Raw genomic sequence first — 16,228 nt, forward strand, 5'->3', positions numbered from 1 at the left:
CTCACCACTCCACGTTTTCGATGTCTTCAGGGCTGTCATTGGTCTGCACGGCCTGGACCCGGGCATCGTGCATGCGGATGACCCTGTCGGCGATGGGAGCGATGGCCGCGTTGTGGGTGACGATGACCACGGTGGCGCCCTTCTTGCGGCACTGGTCCTGGAGGATGCGCAGCACCTGCTTGCCGGTCCTGTAGTCCAGGGCGCCAGTGGGTTCGTCGCAGAGCAGGATCTTTGGGTTCTTGGCCACGGCCCGGGCGATGGCCACGCGCTGCTGCTCGCCGCCGGAAAGTTGGGCGGGGAAGTTGTCGATCCGATCGCCCAGGCCCACGTCGATCAGGGTCTGGACCGGGTCGGCGGCGTTGTCCACGATCTCCGAGGCCAGTTCCACATTCTCCCGGGCGGTCAGGTTGGCCACCAGGTTGTAGAACTGGAAGACGAAGCCCACGTCATAGCGGCGGTAGGTGATCAGCTGCCGGGCGTCATAGCCGGCGATGTCCTTCCCGTCCACGATCACCTGGCCCTCGTTGCAGGTGTCCATGCCGCCCAGAATGTTCAGCACGGTCGACTTGCCCGCCCCTGAGGCGCCGAGGATGACCACCAGCTCGCCTTTCTCGATGGAGAAGGTGACGGCATTGTTGGCCACGATGGTCGTCTCGCCGGTCGCATACCGCTTCGTCTCTCCGATGACGTCGATATAGCCCATCATGCCCTCTCGTAACCCTGGCCGCGCGGCGGGGCCGTCCGACGCGAGGGACGCCCCCTGATGCTCTGTTCCCCACTACTGTATACGTTTGCGGGGTCCGGAGCATAGGAGAACCGCCTGCCGGGAGGCGTCATGTTTACCGACCTGGCAAAGGCTCGGAGGCTCAGAGGGCTTGCAGGAGGTTGCCCAGTCTGCGGCTGTCTCTGACCGGTCTGCCCTGACGGAAGGTGATGAACCGCTGGCAGGTCTGGGCCAGGAACTCCTGGTCGTGCGAGATGACGATCACCATGACCCCCAGGGAGCGCATGTAGCGGATCATCCCGGTCACCTGGTTCATGTGGAGCAGGTCCAGGCCGCTGGTGGGCTCATCCAGAACGACCAGACGCTTGTCCGAGAGTATGGCGGCTGCGATGGACACCCGCTGCTTTTCTCCGCCGGAGAGGGTGTTGGGGTGCCGGCCCAGGAGCCGCTCCAAGTCCAGCTTTCGCGCCACCTCATTGAAGAGATCGGTCCGCCTGGCTCCAAGGAGCATTTCGCCTTCGACGGTCTCGCTGAAGAGCTGGTAGTTGACATCCTGAAAGACCATGTAGGAGTCTTCGACGCGCTCCCTGGCTGTCTGCTTCGTCCCATTCAGGCTGATTTCCGACCTGTCGCCAGGCTTGAGCAGTCCGGTCAGGACCGATGCAAAGGTGCTCTTACCGGCTCCGTTGCGGCCAATGATGCCGGTGATGTCCTCGCTGGAAAGGGTCAGGTCGTCCACATCCAAGGCAGGAGCCCGGTCGTGGTGGTAGGCATAGCTAAGATTCCTGACCCGGAGTAGGTCGGAGGCCTTCTCGGTGATGACCTTGGCAGGGGCGCTCGCATTCTCGGTTGCATCCAGGTTCAGCGCCCGCAGCCCCATGGCCTGACGGCTCGGACCATCCAGCCCCCTCATGGCGGCCGGGGTCAGGTGCTCCGCCAGCCTGCCGTCTTTCATGACCAGGAAGTCGTCGGCCAGGCCGTCCAGGTAGTAGAGGCGGTGCTCGATCAGGACCATGGTCAAGCCCTGGTCCTTCAGGCGGCGCAGAATCTGCGCCAGGCTGGCCACTGCCTCGACGTCCAGGTTGCCGGAGGGCTCGTCCAGGACCAGGATCTGCGGGTCCATCATGCAGGAGGAGGCGATGGCGATCATCTGCTTCTCGCCCCCGGACAGGGAGAAGATGTCCCGTTCCATAAGCGGGGCGATGCCGAAGAGGTCGGCCACCTGGTCTATGCGCTCCCGGATGGCCTCCGGCTGGACCCCGGTGTTCTCCAAGGGAAAGGCCAGCTCGCTGCGGACGTCGGTGGTGAAGAACTGTGTCTTGGGGTTCTGGAAGACCGATCCCACCTGCTCTGAAAGCCGGTAGATGGGCCGGGCCGTGGTGGGTTCATCCCCGATCAGGCACTCTCCCTCCAGCTTGCCCTCGTAAAGTTCGGGAATCAGGCCGTTGATGACCCTGGACAGGGTGGTTTTGCCACAGCCGCTCGGCCCGGTGACTACGGTCAGCCGTCCTTGGCCTATCCGGCAGGAGACCTCCTTGAGGGATGGTCTGCTGGCATCCTCGTAGGTGAAGCTAAGCCTGGTGCATTGCAACATAGGCTCCACATCCCATAAGGACCAGACCCAGGGCGCACATGAGCGCATCCAGCCCGGTAAAGGCGATTCTTTCGATGGAGGTCTTGGGACCGGGGTCGCCGATCCCCCTAGTCAGGGCGGCCGAGGTCAGGTCGGAGGCCACATTGGTGGCGTTGTTGAGCAGGGGGACGTAGATGTACTCCATGGTTCGCATCGGATGCCGAACCATATCGCCGGTGGTGACCGCGATCCCCCTGAACTTCATGGCCCGTCTGATCTGGGCATAGTCATGCCTGACGGTCGGGAAGAAGCGGAAGAGCACGCTTACGGGGATGACCAGCCACTGGGGGGCATGGATCCTGCGCAACAGGTAGACCAGCTCCGAGACCTTGGTGGTGCCCATCATGAAGGCCGCGACCAGCATCAAGGGGAGAATCCTGCCCACGCCGACGAAGAGGAAGAGCAGGTAATGCCCCGGCAGATTCTCGGGAAAGACCATGGCCAGGGAGGCGCCCAGGGCGAAGACCAGACAGACCATAAGCCAGGCCTGGCCCTTCCTGACTCTGCCCACGATGACCTGGAAGCTGCAGAAGTAGATGTTGATGGCCAGAACCAAGGGTGTGGGCAGGGTGACGAAGATCAGAGCATTGGCGAAGATGACCAGCAGGAATCTGGTGTAGATGGAGATGGGCCTCATTGCTTGGCGGGTATCCGGTTGAAATGCCGGTCAACGATCCGGGCGCCTATCCATGCCCCGAGCAGGGCGCCGACCAGGGTGGCCAGAATGCAGACCAGGAAGGTGGCTCCGGTGATGGGTGCGAAGACCCCGTCGATGTACTCCTGGCTCTTGCCTCGACGGACCAGGCTGGCCACGTAGGCATCCTTCATGAACCAGAGGGGAAGCACGGGGCCGGTGCAGCCGAAGGTGAGGATGACGTAGCTCAGGTAACGGGCCAGGTTGGGACGGCTCTCCCCGAGCGAGGACTGAACCAGATCAGCCAGCAGGCCGCAGAAGGCGTAGGGGATGAAAGAGAGGGCGAAGTGGCCGAAGACCAGCAGGAAGAGGCCCATGATGACGCCGACAATGGTGATGGCCCCGAACCTGGGCACGCGGCGGATCATCAGCATGTAGACCGGGCCGGAGACCAGCCCGACCACAGCGGGGATGAAGAGGGAGGACAGGCCGGGCATGACCAGGCCCGCCAGGAAGACGGCGATGAAGTTGCCTATCGCCATGCTGACGAAATAGAGGGCCGTGAAAATGCCGACGTTGACCAGGTCTTTTGTCTTCAGTGCTTTCATAAAGGATCGCTCCCGTCTGGGTGGCGGTCGCTCGGCTCTAGGCCATATCCGCCGATGTCAGGTTGCGCCGTCAATTCTAGGAGGACTGCGCGGGAAAGTAAATGATAGTTTTTTATGTCTCTTGCCAGGGCTTCACAATAAAGGTATTGCCTGGCGCGCAGGGACTTTGTTAGGGTCCACTGAGAGGTGCGTATCAGAAAGGCGGCACGAAGGACAGGCATGATCAGCAAGCGACTACTTCATCTACCGGGAGCCAGGATGGGCGCCAGCCTTCTGCTGGCCTTCCTGCAGACGATCGGCGCGCTGGCGGAGATTCTCCTCCTGCCGGTGGCCATTGCGGCCGTGGGCCGTTCCCTTGGTCTGCCTGTTCCTCATGCCCTTGCCTGGGTGCCGGGTCGGCCCGGACCCCTGGCGGTCTTGATAGGCGGGCTCATCCTGGTTCGGCTTCTGACCCAGGCGGTCGCCAGGTTCGTCAGCGCCCGGCTGGCCGAGGGGATGGGCAAGGCGCTCTCCCAGGCCCTGTATCTATCCGTGTTCGACCCCAACAGGCAGGAGGACGACCTGGGCGTTCCAGCGCAGACCTTCGCCAGGCTTTCGACCGAGGGGGTCAAATCGGTCGTCTCTTACTTCACGGCCTACCTTCCGGCCCTGGTCCAGACCGGCCTGATGCTGGTCGTGACCCTGGCCGTCCTCCTGCCTGTCAGCCCGCTGGCTGCTGTGATCGTCGTGATTGGCATGGTGGCCCTGCCCCTGGCTTCCAAGCCCACTATGGGCGAAAACATCAAGGTACAGCTGGGTCAACTACGCAAGTACGACAAGGTCGGCGTCCATTTCGAGCACGCCCTGAGGGGGCTCAACACCTTGAAGATCTTCGGGGCAGACCAGCGGCAGGCCGACGATCTGGCCGAGGAGTCCGAGGGGTTCCGCCGGATAACCATGGGGGTTCTTGGCGGCCAGCTGCGCTCGCTGATCAAGGCCGACGTAGTCATCTACACCAGCCTCATTCTGGCGGTTGCAACCACCGTCCTGATCGGGCAGGGCGGACCCGCTCGAGTGCTGTCCTGCCTGGTTGTTGCTTTGACCGGGGTCCGGCTCTTCGCTCCTGAGCGGCAGCTGGTCTACATGATGCATTCCGGCATGGTCGCCATCAAGCAGGGCAAGGCCATCGACGATATTCTCCAAGAACGGCAGAGGGGCGACGAGAAGTCGACGGCTCCAGGGACGACCCCTGAGTCGTGCAAGAAAGTGGCTCTGGAAACGACTCCAGCACCGATTCTGGATGCATCTGAGGAAGCGGCTTCTGAAACGATTTTGGGGGCATCTGAGAAAGCGGCTAAGGAAGCGGGTCTTGAAACATCTGAGGAAGCAGTTCGGGAGTCTGGCACGGAATCCGCCTCGAAGCCTGCTCTGAAACCTGCATCGGATACTGTCCAAATGCCTGCACAGGGATCTGTCTCGAAACCTGCTTTGGGTGATGTCCAAATTCTTGCACCGGGTTCTGCCGATATTCCTGCATCGGGTTCAACCGATGCCAGGATGCAGAATACTGGTTCTGTGCAATCAGGCTCGGCGCAGGCAGATATGTCTGACGACGATTCGTCGGGCATCCGCGCTCGCGATTTGACCTACACCTATCCTGACGGCTTCCAGGCCCTGACTGACCTGAACTTCGACCTGCCAGCCAAGGGGCGTGTGGGGCTGGTTGGCGCTTCGGGCTCCGGCAAGAGCACCCTGGCGGGCCTGCTGTCCGGGCGCCTTCAGGGGTATGCCGGAGAGCTGACCATTGGCGGGCGCCATGTCAGCGATCTGTCACGCGAGGACCTGGTCGGCCTCCAGACCGTGGTTCGGGGAACCGACCACCTCTTCACCGGGACCATCAGGTCGAACCTCGACCCAGCCGGACTTGGCTATTTGGATTCGGAGCTGCTGGATGCGCTGGACCAGGTCGGCCTGACCGGTCTTGTCCAGAGCAAGGGCGGGCTGGACGCTCACATCGACCCTGAGGGGGGCAACCTTTCCGGAGGGCAGCGTCAGCGCCTGTGCATTGCCCGCGGGCTCCTGCGGCGTTCTCCCGTCTATATCTTCGATGAGGCCACCAGCGCCGTGGACCGCGAGCATGACGCTACATTGGCAGCCCTGATGGACGCGCTGGGCAAGGAGTCCCTGGTTCTGACTATCACCCACCGCCTGGCTGGGGTCCGCAATGCCGATTCCATCCTCTTCTTGCAGGAGGGTCGTCTGGTGGAGTGCGGCGGCTTCCGTGAACTGATGAATGCCAGGGGCGGATTTGCCGCTCAGTGGAAGGAGCAGGCCCAGTATGAGGACGGGGAGTGACGACATGCAGCAGACGACGAGCAACCTGACGATGATGCGCCGCATGGCCCGGCTGATGAAGCCTCTGACCGGTACGGAGGGCAAGGCCATCCTTTGCGGCAGCCTGGGTCATCTCTTTGCAGTTTGGAGCATGATGACTGCTGCTGCGGCCCTGATCGGCCTAGTCATGGACTGGCCACCACTCAATGGCCAGTGGGTGATCTGGGCACTCGTGGCGGTTCTGACCGCTCTTAGCCGGGGGGTCATGGCCTACGGGGAGCAGTACTACAACCACGAAATGGCCTTCAGCATGCTTCGCGATATCCGCACGACGGTCTTCGACAAGATGCGCTCCCTGGCTCCGGCCGGCCTGCGCGACCAGGCGCGCGGAGACATGGTGACGGTGATCACCAACGACATCGAGCTGCTAGAGATTTTCTACGCCCATACGCTTTCACCCATCGCCATCGCCTTATTGACTTCCTTGGCCAACCTGGCTCTGCTCACCTGGCTCTCGCCCTGGATTGGCCTGGCCGCCCTGGTCTCCTACCTCATCGTCGGTCTGCTCATCCCCATGCTGAGTGCTAGACCTACTTTCAAGGTAGCCGTGAAAGAGCGAACGGCCCAGGCCAATTTGCACTCTCTGCTTCTGGAGACCCTACAGGGCCGCACCGAGCTGGCGGGGTTGGGGGCTCTGGGGAATACCCGTCGCCGGGTGGAAGCCGCTACGGGCCAGATGCTGGATGCTCGGAGGCGCACTACTGAGCGGACCATCGCCAACGATATGGTCACCATCGTGGTCACTCTGATCTGCGCTGGAACCTTCACGCTGATGACCTGCTGGCTTGGCTCTAAAGGGTTGGTGGATCCGGCTCGAGGAATGATCGGGCTAGTCGGCTTCCTCTCTTCCTTTGCTCCTCTGATACCTGTGGCCCGGCTAGGCGCTGGCCTGCAGCCCACCTTAGCTGCCGCCCGGCGGGTTTTCTTGCTTTTGGATAAGGAGCCTCCTGTGCGCGAGGTGGAATCCGATCATGGGAATCCCCTGACGGAGTTCGCCGGAGAGGAAGCCAGGGCGGTTTCCTTCTCCTACGCTGGCAAGACTGACACAGGTAAGAACGATCCAGGCAAGGCTGACCCGAGTGAATATGGCGGTCGAATTGCGATTTTGGACAATCTGGATCTTTCCATCAAACATGGTGAGTTGATCGGCGTCCAGGGGGCCAATGGAGTCGGCAAGTCCACTTTGATCGACTTGCTGATGCGGTTCCAAGAGCGCAGCGGCGGGGATCTGACCGTCTCCAGCCTGCCTATCGAAACCATTCGCACCGCCGACTTGCGTGTCCAGCAGACACTGGTGAGCCAGGATACTTATATATTTAGCCTCACGCTGGCGGACAACATCGCCCTGGCCCGGCCGGATGCTAGCCGAGAGGATATTGAGCAGGCGGCCTATGATGCCTGCTTGGATGATCTGATCGACCAGCTGCCCGACGGCTTGGATCACCTGCTAGCCGACAACGGCTCGGATCTGTCCGAAGGGCAACGGCAAAGGGTGGCCTTGGCCCGCGCCTTTTTGAGTTCGGCGCCTCTAATGTTCTTGGACGAGCCTACAAGCAACATGGATGCTCTCTTGGAGGGCCGGGTTCTGACCAGCCTGATCGAGCGGAAGGGCGACCGTACCTGCCTGATTGTCTCCCATCGTCCCTCGGTCCTAGCCAGGGTTGATCGTCTACTGACCTTAGATGATGGCAAGCTTATCTCTGCGTGAACTCTAGCGTAGTGATGAGGCGCATAATACCGATCCAAACTTGTGATTGTCGCTATGATACTACTTACGCAATTCGGACCAGGATCGGTCCATTCCCAAACAAGGTTCTAGCTGTAATTGCTATATACTAGCCCAGTAAAAGGAAAGTGCGCTTCATGTAAGTTCTGAGAAAGATATTTTACAACATTTGCGTGTTCTCGCCGTGAGTACCGCTATATGATAATTTAATCAGAGCCAAACCTCCATCGGCCTTTCGTCTAAGCGTTGACAACAATGCAGAATGCAGAGTTAGATCGGATATATTGAAGATTGATAATATTAGGACAAGCATAGTTCATGGTCTGCAATCATCTAAAATTATTGGGGAAGCGCAGATTCCTTTTGACGGATTAGCGAGTGTGGGATCTATGGATACAGCATTCGACTTGTGTTTCGTCTCACAAGCTAAGATGGTATGGATTGCCTTGTTGAGCAGAGACTACATCATGGACACAGTCAAAAACTTACAAAAGTAAAAGAGTAGTTACGAGGTAGGATTAAGCTATTTCCCCGTCACTTTTTGATAAGACATCGAAACAAAGAATATACTTACAGAATGATACGATGAGCTCAATTCTAATAAGTTTGAAGGGGAAAGTGCGTTAGTAAGTTTCGTTGTTTTACGGCTAAACTTATGTAAGTTTTAAATTAAAACATGTAATAGTGCGGATACGGGTGTTGTTAGAGTTCTACCTTAGAGGCATTTAACAAAGGAGAGAAATGTCGACTACTGCTGAGATGCTACGATTGCAGCAGGTTGCAGATCGGGCAGCGTCCAGGAAGAATGACCCCAAGCGCCACAAATGTTTTATTTCATATCATGTTGATGATATGCCTGAAGTCGAACAATTCATTGAGGTGTTTGGGTCTGAATTTATAGCCCGTTCAGTCGGCGTGACGGTTGATGATGATTTCGTTAATAGTGCTGATGAAGACTACATTAAACGTCGGATTCGTGAAAAGTATCTCACAGACTCAACTGTGACCATCGTTCTTTTGGGTCGGTGTACATGGACGCGGAAATTTGTTGACTGGGAAATATCTTCCTCATTGAGGAATGACACTAACAATAAAAGAAACGGACTGCTCGTCTACCCCCTTCCGTCTGTACAGAACTGGGCACATCTTCCCATGCGAATCGCAGACAACTGGAGTGCGGAAAACCCGGAAAATTCATATGCACATTGCTGTATGTACCCTCTATCCCTATTGGCTCTACGATCTGATATTGAAACCGCATTCAATAATCGAGTAGCGAAAGCTTGTTTTGTTAATAATAGCCGGGCGTTGCAAGAAGAAAATCTTAGCTGTTCATGATCTTGGAGTGCTTATTTATATAAATAATGTATAAATTATGGGAGTTCTGCTATGGCAAGCATATATAAAGTGCAGGTGATAGGATGTCAAAAAAGGCGCAAGAAGCTTCAAAATACAATTAATAATGAGCTTATAGAACTTGGTATTAATGAATCAGTAGAGGTTCGTTTGGGGGAAAATCCCGCAACCGGTGCAACACCGTCTCTCGTATTGCTCTTCGGCGGGAAGAATACAAAAAACGATGCGCTGATAAAGTCACAACTCCAAAGTGCTGTGAATCAAGGATTAGTAGTTATACCCGTCGTCAATAAATCCAAAAAATTTGGAGCTCAAATTCCTCATGAGGCATCTAAATTCAATGGTTTTAAATGGTCGAGTAAAGATTCAGCGAAGCAACTTGCGCGCATAGTGCTGGGGCAGCTCGGTATTGAGGAGCGCGATAGACGGGTATTTATCAGCCATAGGCGGGCTGACGGTCTTGCTGCGGCGGAACAATTACATGATGAACTGACTCATCATACGTTCAAACCTTTCATTGATCGGTTTTCGGTACAACCAGGAGAAGCGGTTCAGGAAAAAATAGCAGACGTGCTTGAAGATTTTGCGTTTTTGCTATTGCTTGAAACACCTGATGCGCACAATTCGAAATGGGTCTATGACGAAGTTGATTATGCGCTCTCCCATGTAATGGGGATACTAATCATTCAATGGCCCGGAAAGCCTAAGCAGGTTCCTGGTAGCGCCGGTCTTCCTCGGCTGATCTTAAAACGGGGTGACATTGTAAAGGACGGACATGGATATGATATCTTCACTCCATCTGCAATCGTGAAAATCATTGATAAGATAGAAGAAGCTCACGCATACGCGATTGTAAGAAGACGAAAAAACCTTTTAATAGGAATTCAAGAATCTGCCAGAGATACGGGGGCTAGCTGTGTGCCTCTAAAGGATTGGGCGCTGGACATCACTGGTGCAAATAAAAAGCGCTCAATTGTTTGTGTGACGCCGCGGTTGCCGACTTGTGAAGATTTACAGCATCTAGATAAAATCCGAAACCACATTAATAAAAAGGCATCAGCCCAGCTTGTTCATGCCGCAAGGCATTTAAGTAAGTCGAGAAGAGGCCACCTTAAATGGGTTATTCGCGGTAAGAGACTTGATTTCTTTTCAGAGGACACGATTGGAGGCAAATGGTGAATACAGTTACTAACGATTTGAACAATCGGTTATCAGATTCGACTATTTTTATTTCCGCCAGCATTCCAGATCCGGAACGATGGAAGGGAAGCTTTGACCGTCTCGGGATAACTGATGCTGTGGTTGCGGTAGCGCGTGCTGTTCTCCAAAATGGCGGCAAATTAGTTACTGCAGCACATCCAACGATTGCACCTTTACTTCTTTATGTTGCTACGGAGCACTTAGGAAAGTATAAAATTGCTACGGAGCAATTAGGAGAGAGTGACACTGCTACGGAGCAGCCAGAAGAGAGTGACACTGCTACGGAGCAGCCAGAAGAGCGCGATCAGCGAATTATTGTTTATCAATCGAGAGCTTTCGAAGACGTTTTGCCTGTCGAGACAAAGAGATACCAGGATAAAGGAATAGGCGAGATTAACTGGACAGATCGAATTGGTGATGAGCCGCCGGACCCGAAATTCGCGCCCAGAAGTCTAAAAAAAATGCGTTGTCAGATGCTGACAGAATCAAAGCCGGTTGCAGCGGTTTTTATTGGCGGGATGAAAGGCATATCCGATGAATACAACTTGTTTCATAAGTTATACCGGGCCGCGCCAGTATATGCTTTCAGCCGACCTGGAGGAGAGGCAAGAAAACTAGTTGGTAAGTCACCAGAGAAGCTACAACCAGAACTAGCCAAAAGCGATGTTTACTCTACGTTGGCGCGATATATTGTTAATGATATAGCGTCTAAAGTGTCTAAATCTGCTGAACCGTCTAAGTAGTCTAATGTGTTTAAAGCACCTAGAGTGCCTAAAGCGGGCTAGTCTCCCAATGGCGCAGATTGATGCCTTTTGCAGGATAAGCGTATGGGTTAAAAGAGAACTTATAGTTTCCTTAAGGTTGTCCTATGGATCGTGGGCGCTCATGGTGGTTCAGGTGAGAGTTCAATCGTTCACCTGAATAAGAGCTGGTGTGAGGCTGAGCACACTTCCCCGGCCGGTCAACTTACAATTATACGTTGCCGGACAGACGCATACGATTCGACTTGTCGTCGAATGTCTCTGCAGCAGGCATTAGCTGATGTCGCTGGCGGCGCTCAAGTATTAGCGCTGACTCTTGTGGGTGATAGTTCTGCCAAGTTAACCGGATCTCTTTTATCTTTGCGTCAATCCGCTGGATGGTTAATAGCGTTTATTCTTTATAAGCCGGTTGCAGCCACTATCTATGCCATCTGTTTCAGTATGAATTCGGGTAGAGCATTCGGCACTACAGAAGGTCAGGCATCCGGTTATTAGTTGGGTTTGCTTTCATGATTATGGCGCTATTTGCTCTTCCTGCGCTATGGTATGTTTAGCCGTCACAAAGACGAATCGGGCTGCTATCCGAATCGTAAATGGGTCGATAGCAGTCTGGGCGTAGTGGACCAACAAGATCTGGCCGATTGAATCAGTGAGCTAGTGGAAGGCTCCTATCTTACAGGACTACCCAGTGGCCGGAACTCCCATGCCTCTGTTCTCTCGATCAATTCATCATATTGAAAAGCCGTCAACGTTGGTGTGCTTAGCTATGCGAATGAACAGCATTGGATAAGTGACAATGTGGCAGGAAGGCCAAGATCCAAAAATAATCAGCAATGGTCAATATCAAGTGTTTCTTATTGTTTCAGAGGTCTAGGAACTAGCAAATACTACAGTGTAAATCGGTACAAAGGTTGAGGGTTGTCTTATCCTTTTCTGACTTATACAGGTTGCAGGATCGGTGGATCCTTTGCACTACGAATTTGGGATAATCTTCTGGACGATGGCAGAGCCAGAATCAATTGGGCATGAGATGAAGCAAGAATCGGCATATGGTATGGATGCTCCCAAAACGGGAATCCCAGAACTATAGCGATCTCAGTTTTCACCCCATACTAACGGTGCGGCAGATGTGCTTAGGGCGTCTGGGTACTGATTATACGTGCAGCGCCGGAATATATTTGGATATTTGGTCATAACTGATATACACGAATCTGACTCTTTGGCATTTGAGCGGTGGGCATGCACGAGAGCCATGATTGAGCATTCGCTTTGTGCCGTGCACGCACCAAACATAGTGATTGCGAGCGGAGCCGATGCGAAGACCCCCTTCACTTTCAGTCAATCCACGCAAGCGTCACCGAGACCCTGAACACATTTAGTGCCATGTGGCCTGAAAGGCTGGGAGAGGTGGCGAACGCTGTGAACCAGGCAAGGTCTGCGGCCATCGTGTCCAATCGTGTCTGAACGACCAAACCCGGAAAAGCAAAAAGCCCTGAAAACTCAATGTTTCCAAAGCAATAAAGTGGAGCTAGCCGGATTCGAACCGGCGACCCTCTGCTTGCAAAGCAGATGCGCTACCAGCTGCGCCATAGCCCCATGAATGTGAAAGAACTTCAACCGCGCAAGAAATGCGTGGGCCTGGGAGGACTTGAACCTCCGACCTCATCCTTATCAGGGATGCGCTCTAACCAGCTGAGCTACAGGCCCATGCCATGTGACCGAAGAATCACACAAATGGATAGCTTACCATAGCGTCCTCTCAAGTCAATCTCGGCGGCGTCGCGTCGCGTCTTGACGGAAGAATGGGGGTCATGAGGCGGAAACGGCGTACGGAACCAGTCCGGTCGGAGCGGTTGGAGGTCGGTGGCGAGACTGTTCTGGTCATCAGAAAGCGGATCGCCAACGTCTATCTGCGCGTCAAGCCACCTGACGGCCATCTTGAGGTGACGGCGCCTTTGAAGCTTTGCGATGACCAGATCCGTGCCTTTATCGACGGCAAGCGCCGCTGGATCGCAACCACTAGAGAACGTCTGGCCCGTTCGCGCGATGTCTACGCCCGACCCGGAGCCGATGGTCAGCTGCCGCCAGAGCGGTCCGAGGCCGAAGCTAAGAGAATTCTCCGGGAGAGGCTGCCGACTCTGCTTGATCGGTGGGTCCCCGTGGTGGGTCGCCGGCCTGAGCGCATCAGTCTGCGGAAGATGAAAACCCGCTGGGGCTCCTGCACCCCTGCCACTGCCAGCATCCGGCTCAACACTGACCTGGCTTGGCTGGATCCTGAGCTGCTGGAGTACGTGCTGGTCCACGAGCTGACCCACCTCTACGAGCATGGTCACGGCCCTGGCTTCCGTGCGCGGATGGATCGCTATATGCCCGACTGGACCGAGCGCCGTCGTCGGCTCAACCGTTATCTGGCTTTGTGACCCCAGAGGCTTAGATATCTGAAGCTATGACTTCCGGAGCCAAGAACTCCATGTGAGTCCTGAACTTGTGCACTGTGAGCTTGTAAATTATGAACCTACGGCATGCTGATGATTCCGCGCCCGAACCCCTGCTGGGTCTTCTGGTGTGAAGTTGGATTGGCTTTGGATGCGTCCTGTCTACCCTGATCCAACTTGACTATACGTTCTGATTCAGCCCGATTTGACTTTGCTCTGTTCTGACTCAGCCAATCTGTTTTAGATTCGTGCTGATCCTACTCAGGGCTGGTGCAATGCGCCACATTCGTCTTCGAAGACAGGAGGGAGACTGCCGCAGCCCATGCTGGTGCGCTAGCGTTGAGGCATAGGGGCGGTCTGCAGCAGTTGGGTAGCGTCCCTGCGACCGGAAGACGCTTGTGGAGTCGATCCGAGGCAATCAATCATGAAGGAGCGGACAAGATGACGGAATCTCAGAAGACAATCAAGCGCGCCGTGGTGACCGGTGCCTCCAGCGGCATTGGCCAGGCTAGCGCGCAGGCCCTGGTGGACAAGGGCTGGAAGGTGGTCGGCCTGGCTCGACGCGAGGACAAGCTCAAGGCCTTGGCCGACCAGCTGGGTCAGCACTTCACCTATGAGGTCTGCGATGTGACTGACGAGGAGTCAACACAGGCGGCCGTCGATGCTGTGCTTAAGGGCGGGCCGGTCAAGGCTCTGGTCAACTGTGCAGGTGCAGCCTTCGGAAAGGATCCGGTGGCTACTTCCAGCCTGGACGACTGGCGCGGCATGTACGAGCTGAACGTCATCGGCACCCTGCGGGTCGTCCAGAAGCTGCTCCCGGCCCTGCAAGAGTCGGAGGGTACGGTCCTGGTCATCTCCTCGACGGCAGGCATTGAGCCCTACGAGGGCGGCGGCGGTTACTGCGCCTCCAAGGCGGCGGAACGAGTCATGGCCCGCATTCTGCGGCTGGAGCTGATTGGTCAGCCGGTGCGCGTGGTCGACATCGCCCCTGGCTTGGTCCACACCGATGAGTTCTCCCTGAAGCGCTTCGGCGGGGATAGCGACCGGGCTGATGCGGTCTACGCCGGGGTGCCCGACCCGTTGACCGCCGACGATATTGCCGGATGTGTCACCTGGGCCCTGGAGCAGCCCGACACCGTGGACATCGACCAGATTGTGGTCCGTCCCCGGGCCGAGGGCTCCTACACCAAGCTCTACCGTCGCAGCTGAGTCTGGAGTAGGGGGGCAATTCTGTGGGGAACCACGGCTGGCATGGGCTGATTCTGACGGGGATGAGTCTTGTGTCAGGACGAGACGCGCCTGGCTGACCGTAGCCGACCAGGAATGGTCCCGACGGCCACGATGAGCACGGACAGGACTGACCCTGCCAGCACGCCCAGCAAAGCTGAGTCCAGGTGAGGGGATCCAGCGAAGGCAAGGTTGGCGATCAGGAAAGACATGGTGAAGCCGATTCCACAAAGCTGGCAGAGACCTATCATGTTCCCGGCCGTGGAGCCGGCCGGTCGCAGCAACCCAAGATGACCTGCCAGGACCAGCATGGTCAGGATCCCTAGGGGTTTGCCCAAGGCCAATCCCAGCGTGGCGCCCAGAAAGACCCTGTCGGTCAGCAGTCCGAGTCCTAGCTGATCCAGGGAGATGGACAGCGAGAAGAAGGCGAAAAGGGGCAGGATCACCAAGGCGCTCAAAGGGGTCAGCAGGTGATCCAGCTTTTCGGCAGGCGATGATTTCCGACCGTAATCCGTCTCAGTCTCAGTTGTCTCAGTCCCAGCTGGTTTGGCATCAGCGGGGTTGGTTCTGGTCGACTCTGTCCCGGCTGGTTCTGCCCAGGTCGGTCTGTGCTCGGCTGGCGCAGTTCTGTTTGGCGCAGTATTGGCCGAAGACTCTGCTGCTTCCGCTTCTGTTGCGTCCGTTCCTGCATCGTTCGGCTTGGTGACAGGGGTCAATAGTCCCATCGCTACTCCTGCCAGCACAGGGTGGATTCCAGCCTTGAAGAGGCCGTACCAGGCCAGTAGACCGCCCGAAAGAGCGCCCAGCAGGCAGATCGGCATCAAGGGTCGCCAAATCTGGGCGGAACGGTTCGCCGCTCGGACCAGCAATGTCCAGACCATAAGGCCGACTAGGCAGACTGGCAGCCAGCCCGGTTGTCCCGAGCTGGAGTAGCCCAGAGCTATCAGCAGGACGCCGATCAGGTCGTCGAAGATGGCCAGAGTCATTAAAAAGGCCTGCAGGGCGGGCCCGGCCTTGGGCAGGAGCAGTTGTAGAGCTGCCAGAGAGAAGGCTACATCGGTGGCCGTTGGGACGGCCCAGCCACGCAACCCGGTAGGGGAGCCTTGGTTGAGCAGGCAGTAGATCAGAATTGGAACGGCCACACCGCCCAGAGCGGCCAGCATGGGCAGCAGGACCTGCCTGTGGTCGCGCAGAGTGCCCGTGGCAGCCTCCTGGCGCAGGTCAAGGCCCATGGTCAGGAAGAATATGGTCAGCAGCCCGTCCTGTATCCAATCCTTCAGGGGCAGGTTGAGCCCGCCCGGCAGGTCCAGAGGAACCCAAGCGGCCAGAGCGTTCAGCCCCGGTCCGGTTTCTGGCAGATTGGCAAGGATCAGCCCGGCTAAGGCGCATACCATCATGAATAGGCCGGTGATCCGATCGTTTTCTGCCAAAGATGACAGGACGGCGAAGAAGTTCAAGGAATGAAGTCGGTTATGCTGATCCCTGTTAGATCCGTCCAGCCCATGTCGGGGATTTGATGGCTGGTTATTTGATGGTTTGGAATCCAAAGGT

The 16,228-nt window shown here is 56.4% G+C and carries 12 protein-coding genes and 2 tRNA genes; 7 read left to right on the forward strand and 7 right to left on the reverse strand.

Going from position 1 to position 16,228, the window contains the following annotated elements:
• Position 1 precedes the first annotated feature (1 nt).
• The 4 genes from DKK75_RS00160 to DKK75_RS00175 form a co-directional block, all read right to left on the reverse strand.
• Positions 2-703 (reverse strand): ABC transporter ATP-binding protein, encoded by a 702-nt coding sequence (locus DKK75_RS00160; RefSeq protein WP_110451762.1) that lies wholly within the window; start codon positions 701-703, stop codon positions 2-4.
• Between the two features lie 163 nt (positions 704-866).
• Positions 867-2,318: an ABC transporter ATP-binding protein gene (locus DKK75_RS00165; RefSeq protein ID WP_181414369.1), complete on the reverse strand. Its 1,452-nt coding sequence runs from the start codon at positions 2,316-2,318 to the stop codon at positions 867-869.
• Complete coding sequence (locus DKK75_RS00170; protein ID WP_110451465.1) at positions 2,296-2,994, reverse strand: energy-coupling factor transporter transmembrane component T; 699 nt, start codon at positions 2,992-2,994, stop codon at positions 2,296-2,298. The genes DKK75_RS00165 and DKK75_RS00170 overlap by 23 nt, the downstream gene beginning before the upstream one ends.
• Positions 2,991-3,599, reverse strand: coding sequence for an MptD family putative ECF transporter S component (locus DKK75_RS00175; RefSeq protein ID WP_110451466.1), 609 nt, complete (start codon positions 3,597-3,599; stop codon positions 2,991-2,993). The genes DKK75_RS00170 and DKK75_RS00175 overlap by 4 nt, the downstream gene beginning before the upstream one ends.
• Before the next feature lie 219 nt (positions 3,600-3,818).
• Here DKK75_RS00175 and DKK75_RS00180 point away from each other — a divergent pair, with 219 nt between their 5' ends.
• The 5 genes from DKK75_RS00180 to DKK75_RS08020 all read left to right on the forward strand — a co-directional run bounded on the left by DKK75_RS00180 (position 3,819) and on the right by DKK75_RS08020 (position 10,997).
• A complete protein-coding gene (locus DKK75_RS00180; protein ID WP_110451467.1) occupies positions 3,819-5,933 on the forward strand; it encodes an ATP-binding cassette domain-containing protein in 2,115 nt (704 codons plus the stop codon).
• Entirely contained in the window at positions 5,917-7,680 is a 1,764-nt protein-coding gene (locus DKK75_RS00185; RefSeq protein ID WP_181414370.1) for an amino acid ABC transporter ATP-binding/permease protein, read from the forward strand. Before DKK75_RS00180 ends, DKK75_RS00185 begins: the two co-directional genes overlap by 17 nt.
• Before the next feature lie 759 nt (positions 7,681-8,439).
• Positions 8,440-9,036, forward strand: a complete 597-nt coding sequence (locus DKK75_RS00190) for a TIR domain-containing protein (RefSeq protein ID WP_219997296.1) — start codon at positions 8,440-8,442, stop codon at positions 9,034-9,036.
• A 51-nt stretch (positions 9,037-9,087) separates the two neighbouring features.
• Positions 9,088-10,233, forward strand: a complete 1,146-nt coding sequence (locus DKK75_RS00195; protein ID WP_110451469.1) for a toll/interleukin-1 receptor domain-containing protein — start codon at positions 9,088-9,090, stop codon at positions 10,231-10,233.
• The gene (locus tag DKK75_RS08020; RefSeq protein ID WP_146208589.1) at positions 10,227-10,997 is read left to right on the forward strand and encodes an SLOG domain-containing protein; all 771 of its coding nucleotides are present in this window, start codon (positions 10,227-10,229) and stop codon (positions 10,995-10,997) included. Before DKK75_RS00195 ends, DKK75_RS08020 begins: the two co-directional genes overlap by 7 nt.
• 1,541 nt (positions 10,998-12,538) lie before the next feature.
• On the opposite strand, the gene DKK75_RS00200 is transcribed toward DKK75_RS08020, so the two are convergent.
• Positions 12,539-12,611: transfer RNA gene (locus DKK75_RS00200), tRNA-Ala, on the reverse strand.
• Between the two features lie 37 nt (positions 12,612-12,648).
• Positions 12,649-12,722, reverse strand: a tRNA-Ile gene (locus DKK75_RS00205).
• A 104-nt stretch (positions 12,723-12,826) separates the two neighbouring features.
• On the opposite strand from DKK75_RS00205, the gene DKK75_RS00210 reads away from it, so the two are divergent.
• The gene (locus tag DKK75_RS00210; protein WP_181414371.1) at positions 12,827-13,435 is read left to right on the forward strand and encodes a M48 family metallopeptidase; all 609 of its coding nucleotides are present in this window, start codon (positions 12,827-12,829) and stop codon (positions 13,433-13,435) included.
• Positions 13,436-13,891: 456 nt separating this feature from the next.
• Entirely contained in the window at positions 13,892-14,659 is a 768-nt protein-coding gene (locus tag DKK75_RS00215) for an SDR family oxidoreductase (protein ID WP_110451471.1), read from the forward strand.
• A 74-nt stretch (positions 14,660-14,733) separates the two neighbouring features.
• Here DKK75_RS00215 and nhaA read toward each other — a convergent pair whose 3' ends face one another.
• Positions 14,734-16,107: a Na+/H+ antiporter NhaA gene (gene nhaA, locus DKK75_RS00220; protein ID WP_181414372.1), complete on the reverse strand. Its 1,374-nt coding sequence runs from the start codon at positions 16,105-16,107 to the stop codon at positions 14,734-14,736.
• Between the last annotated feature and the right edge of the window lie 121 nt (positions 16,108-16,228).

The organism is Bifidobacterium asteroides (assembly GCF_003202695.1).
GTDB classification, from domain to species: domain Bacteria; phylum Actinomycetota; class Actinomycetes; order Actinomycetales; family Bifidobacteriaceae; genus Bombiscardovia; species Bombiscardovia asteroides_G.

Excerpts from the sequence above, each read along its gene's own strand:
- DKK75_RS00170 (WP_110451465.1), bottom strand. The coding sequence starts at position 2,994 with ATGAGGCCCATCTCCATCTACACCAGATTCCTGCTGGTCATCTTCGCC.
- DKK75_RS00185 (WP_181414370.1), top strand. The coding sequence starts at position 5,917 with ATGAGGACGGGGAGTGACGACATGCAGCAGACGACGAGCAACCTGACG.
- DKK75_RS08020 (WP_146208589.1), top strand. The coding sequence starts at position 10,227 with ATGGTGAATACAGTTACTAACGATTTGAACAATCGGTTATCAGATTCG.
- DKK75_RS00175 (WP_110451466.1), bottom strand. The coding sequence starts at position 3,599 with ATGAAAGCACTGAAGACAAAAGACCTGGTCAACGTCGGCATTTTCACG.
- DKK75_RS00210 (WP_181414371.1), top strand. The coding sequence starts at position 12,827 with ATGAGGCGGAAACGGCGTACGGAACCAGTCCGGTCGGAGCGGTTGGAG.
- DKK75_RS00195 (WP_110451469.1), top strand. The coding sequence starts at position 9,088 with ATGGCAAGCATATATAAAGTGCAGGTGATAGGATGTCAAAAAAGGCGC.
- DKK75_RS00215 (WP_110451471.1), top strand. The coding sequence starts at position 13,892 with ATGACGGAATCTCAGAAGACAATCAAGCGCGCCGTGGTGACCGGTGCC.
- DKK75_RS00180 (WP_110451467.1), top strand. The coding sequence starts at position 3,819 with ATGATCAGCAAGCGACTACTTCATCTACCGGGAGCCAGGATGGGCGCC.
- DKK75_RS00165 (WP_181414369.1), bottom strand. The coding sequence starts at position 2,318 with ATGTTGCAATGCACCAGGCTTAGCTTCACCTACGAGGATGCCAGCAGA.
- DKK75_RS00160 (WP_110451762.1), bottom strand. The coding sequence starts at position 703 with ATGGGCTATATCGACGTCATCGGAGAGACGAAGCGGTATGCGACCGGC.
- DKK75_RS00190 (WP_219997296.1), top strand. The coding sequence starts at position 8,440 with ATGTCGACTACTGCTGAGATGCTACGATTGCAGCAGGTTGCAGATCGG.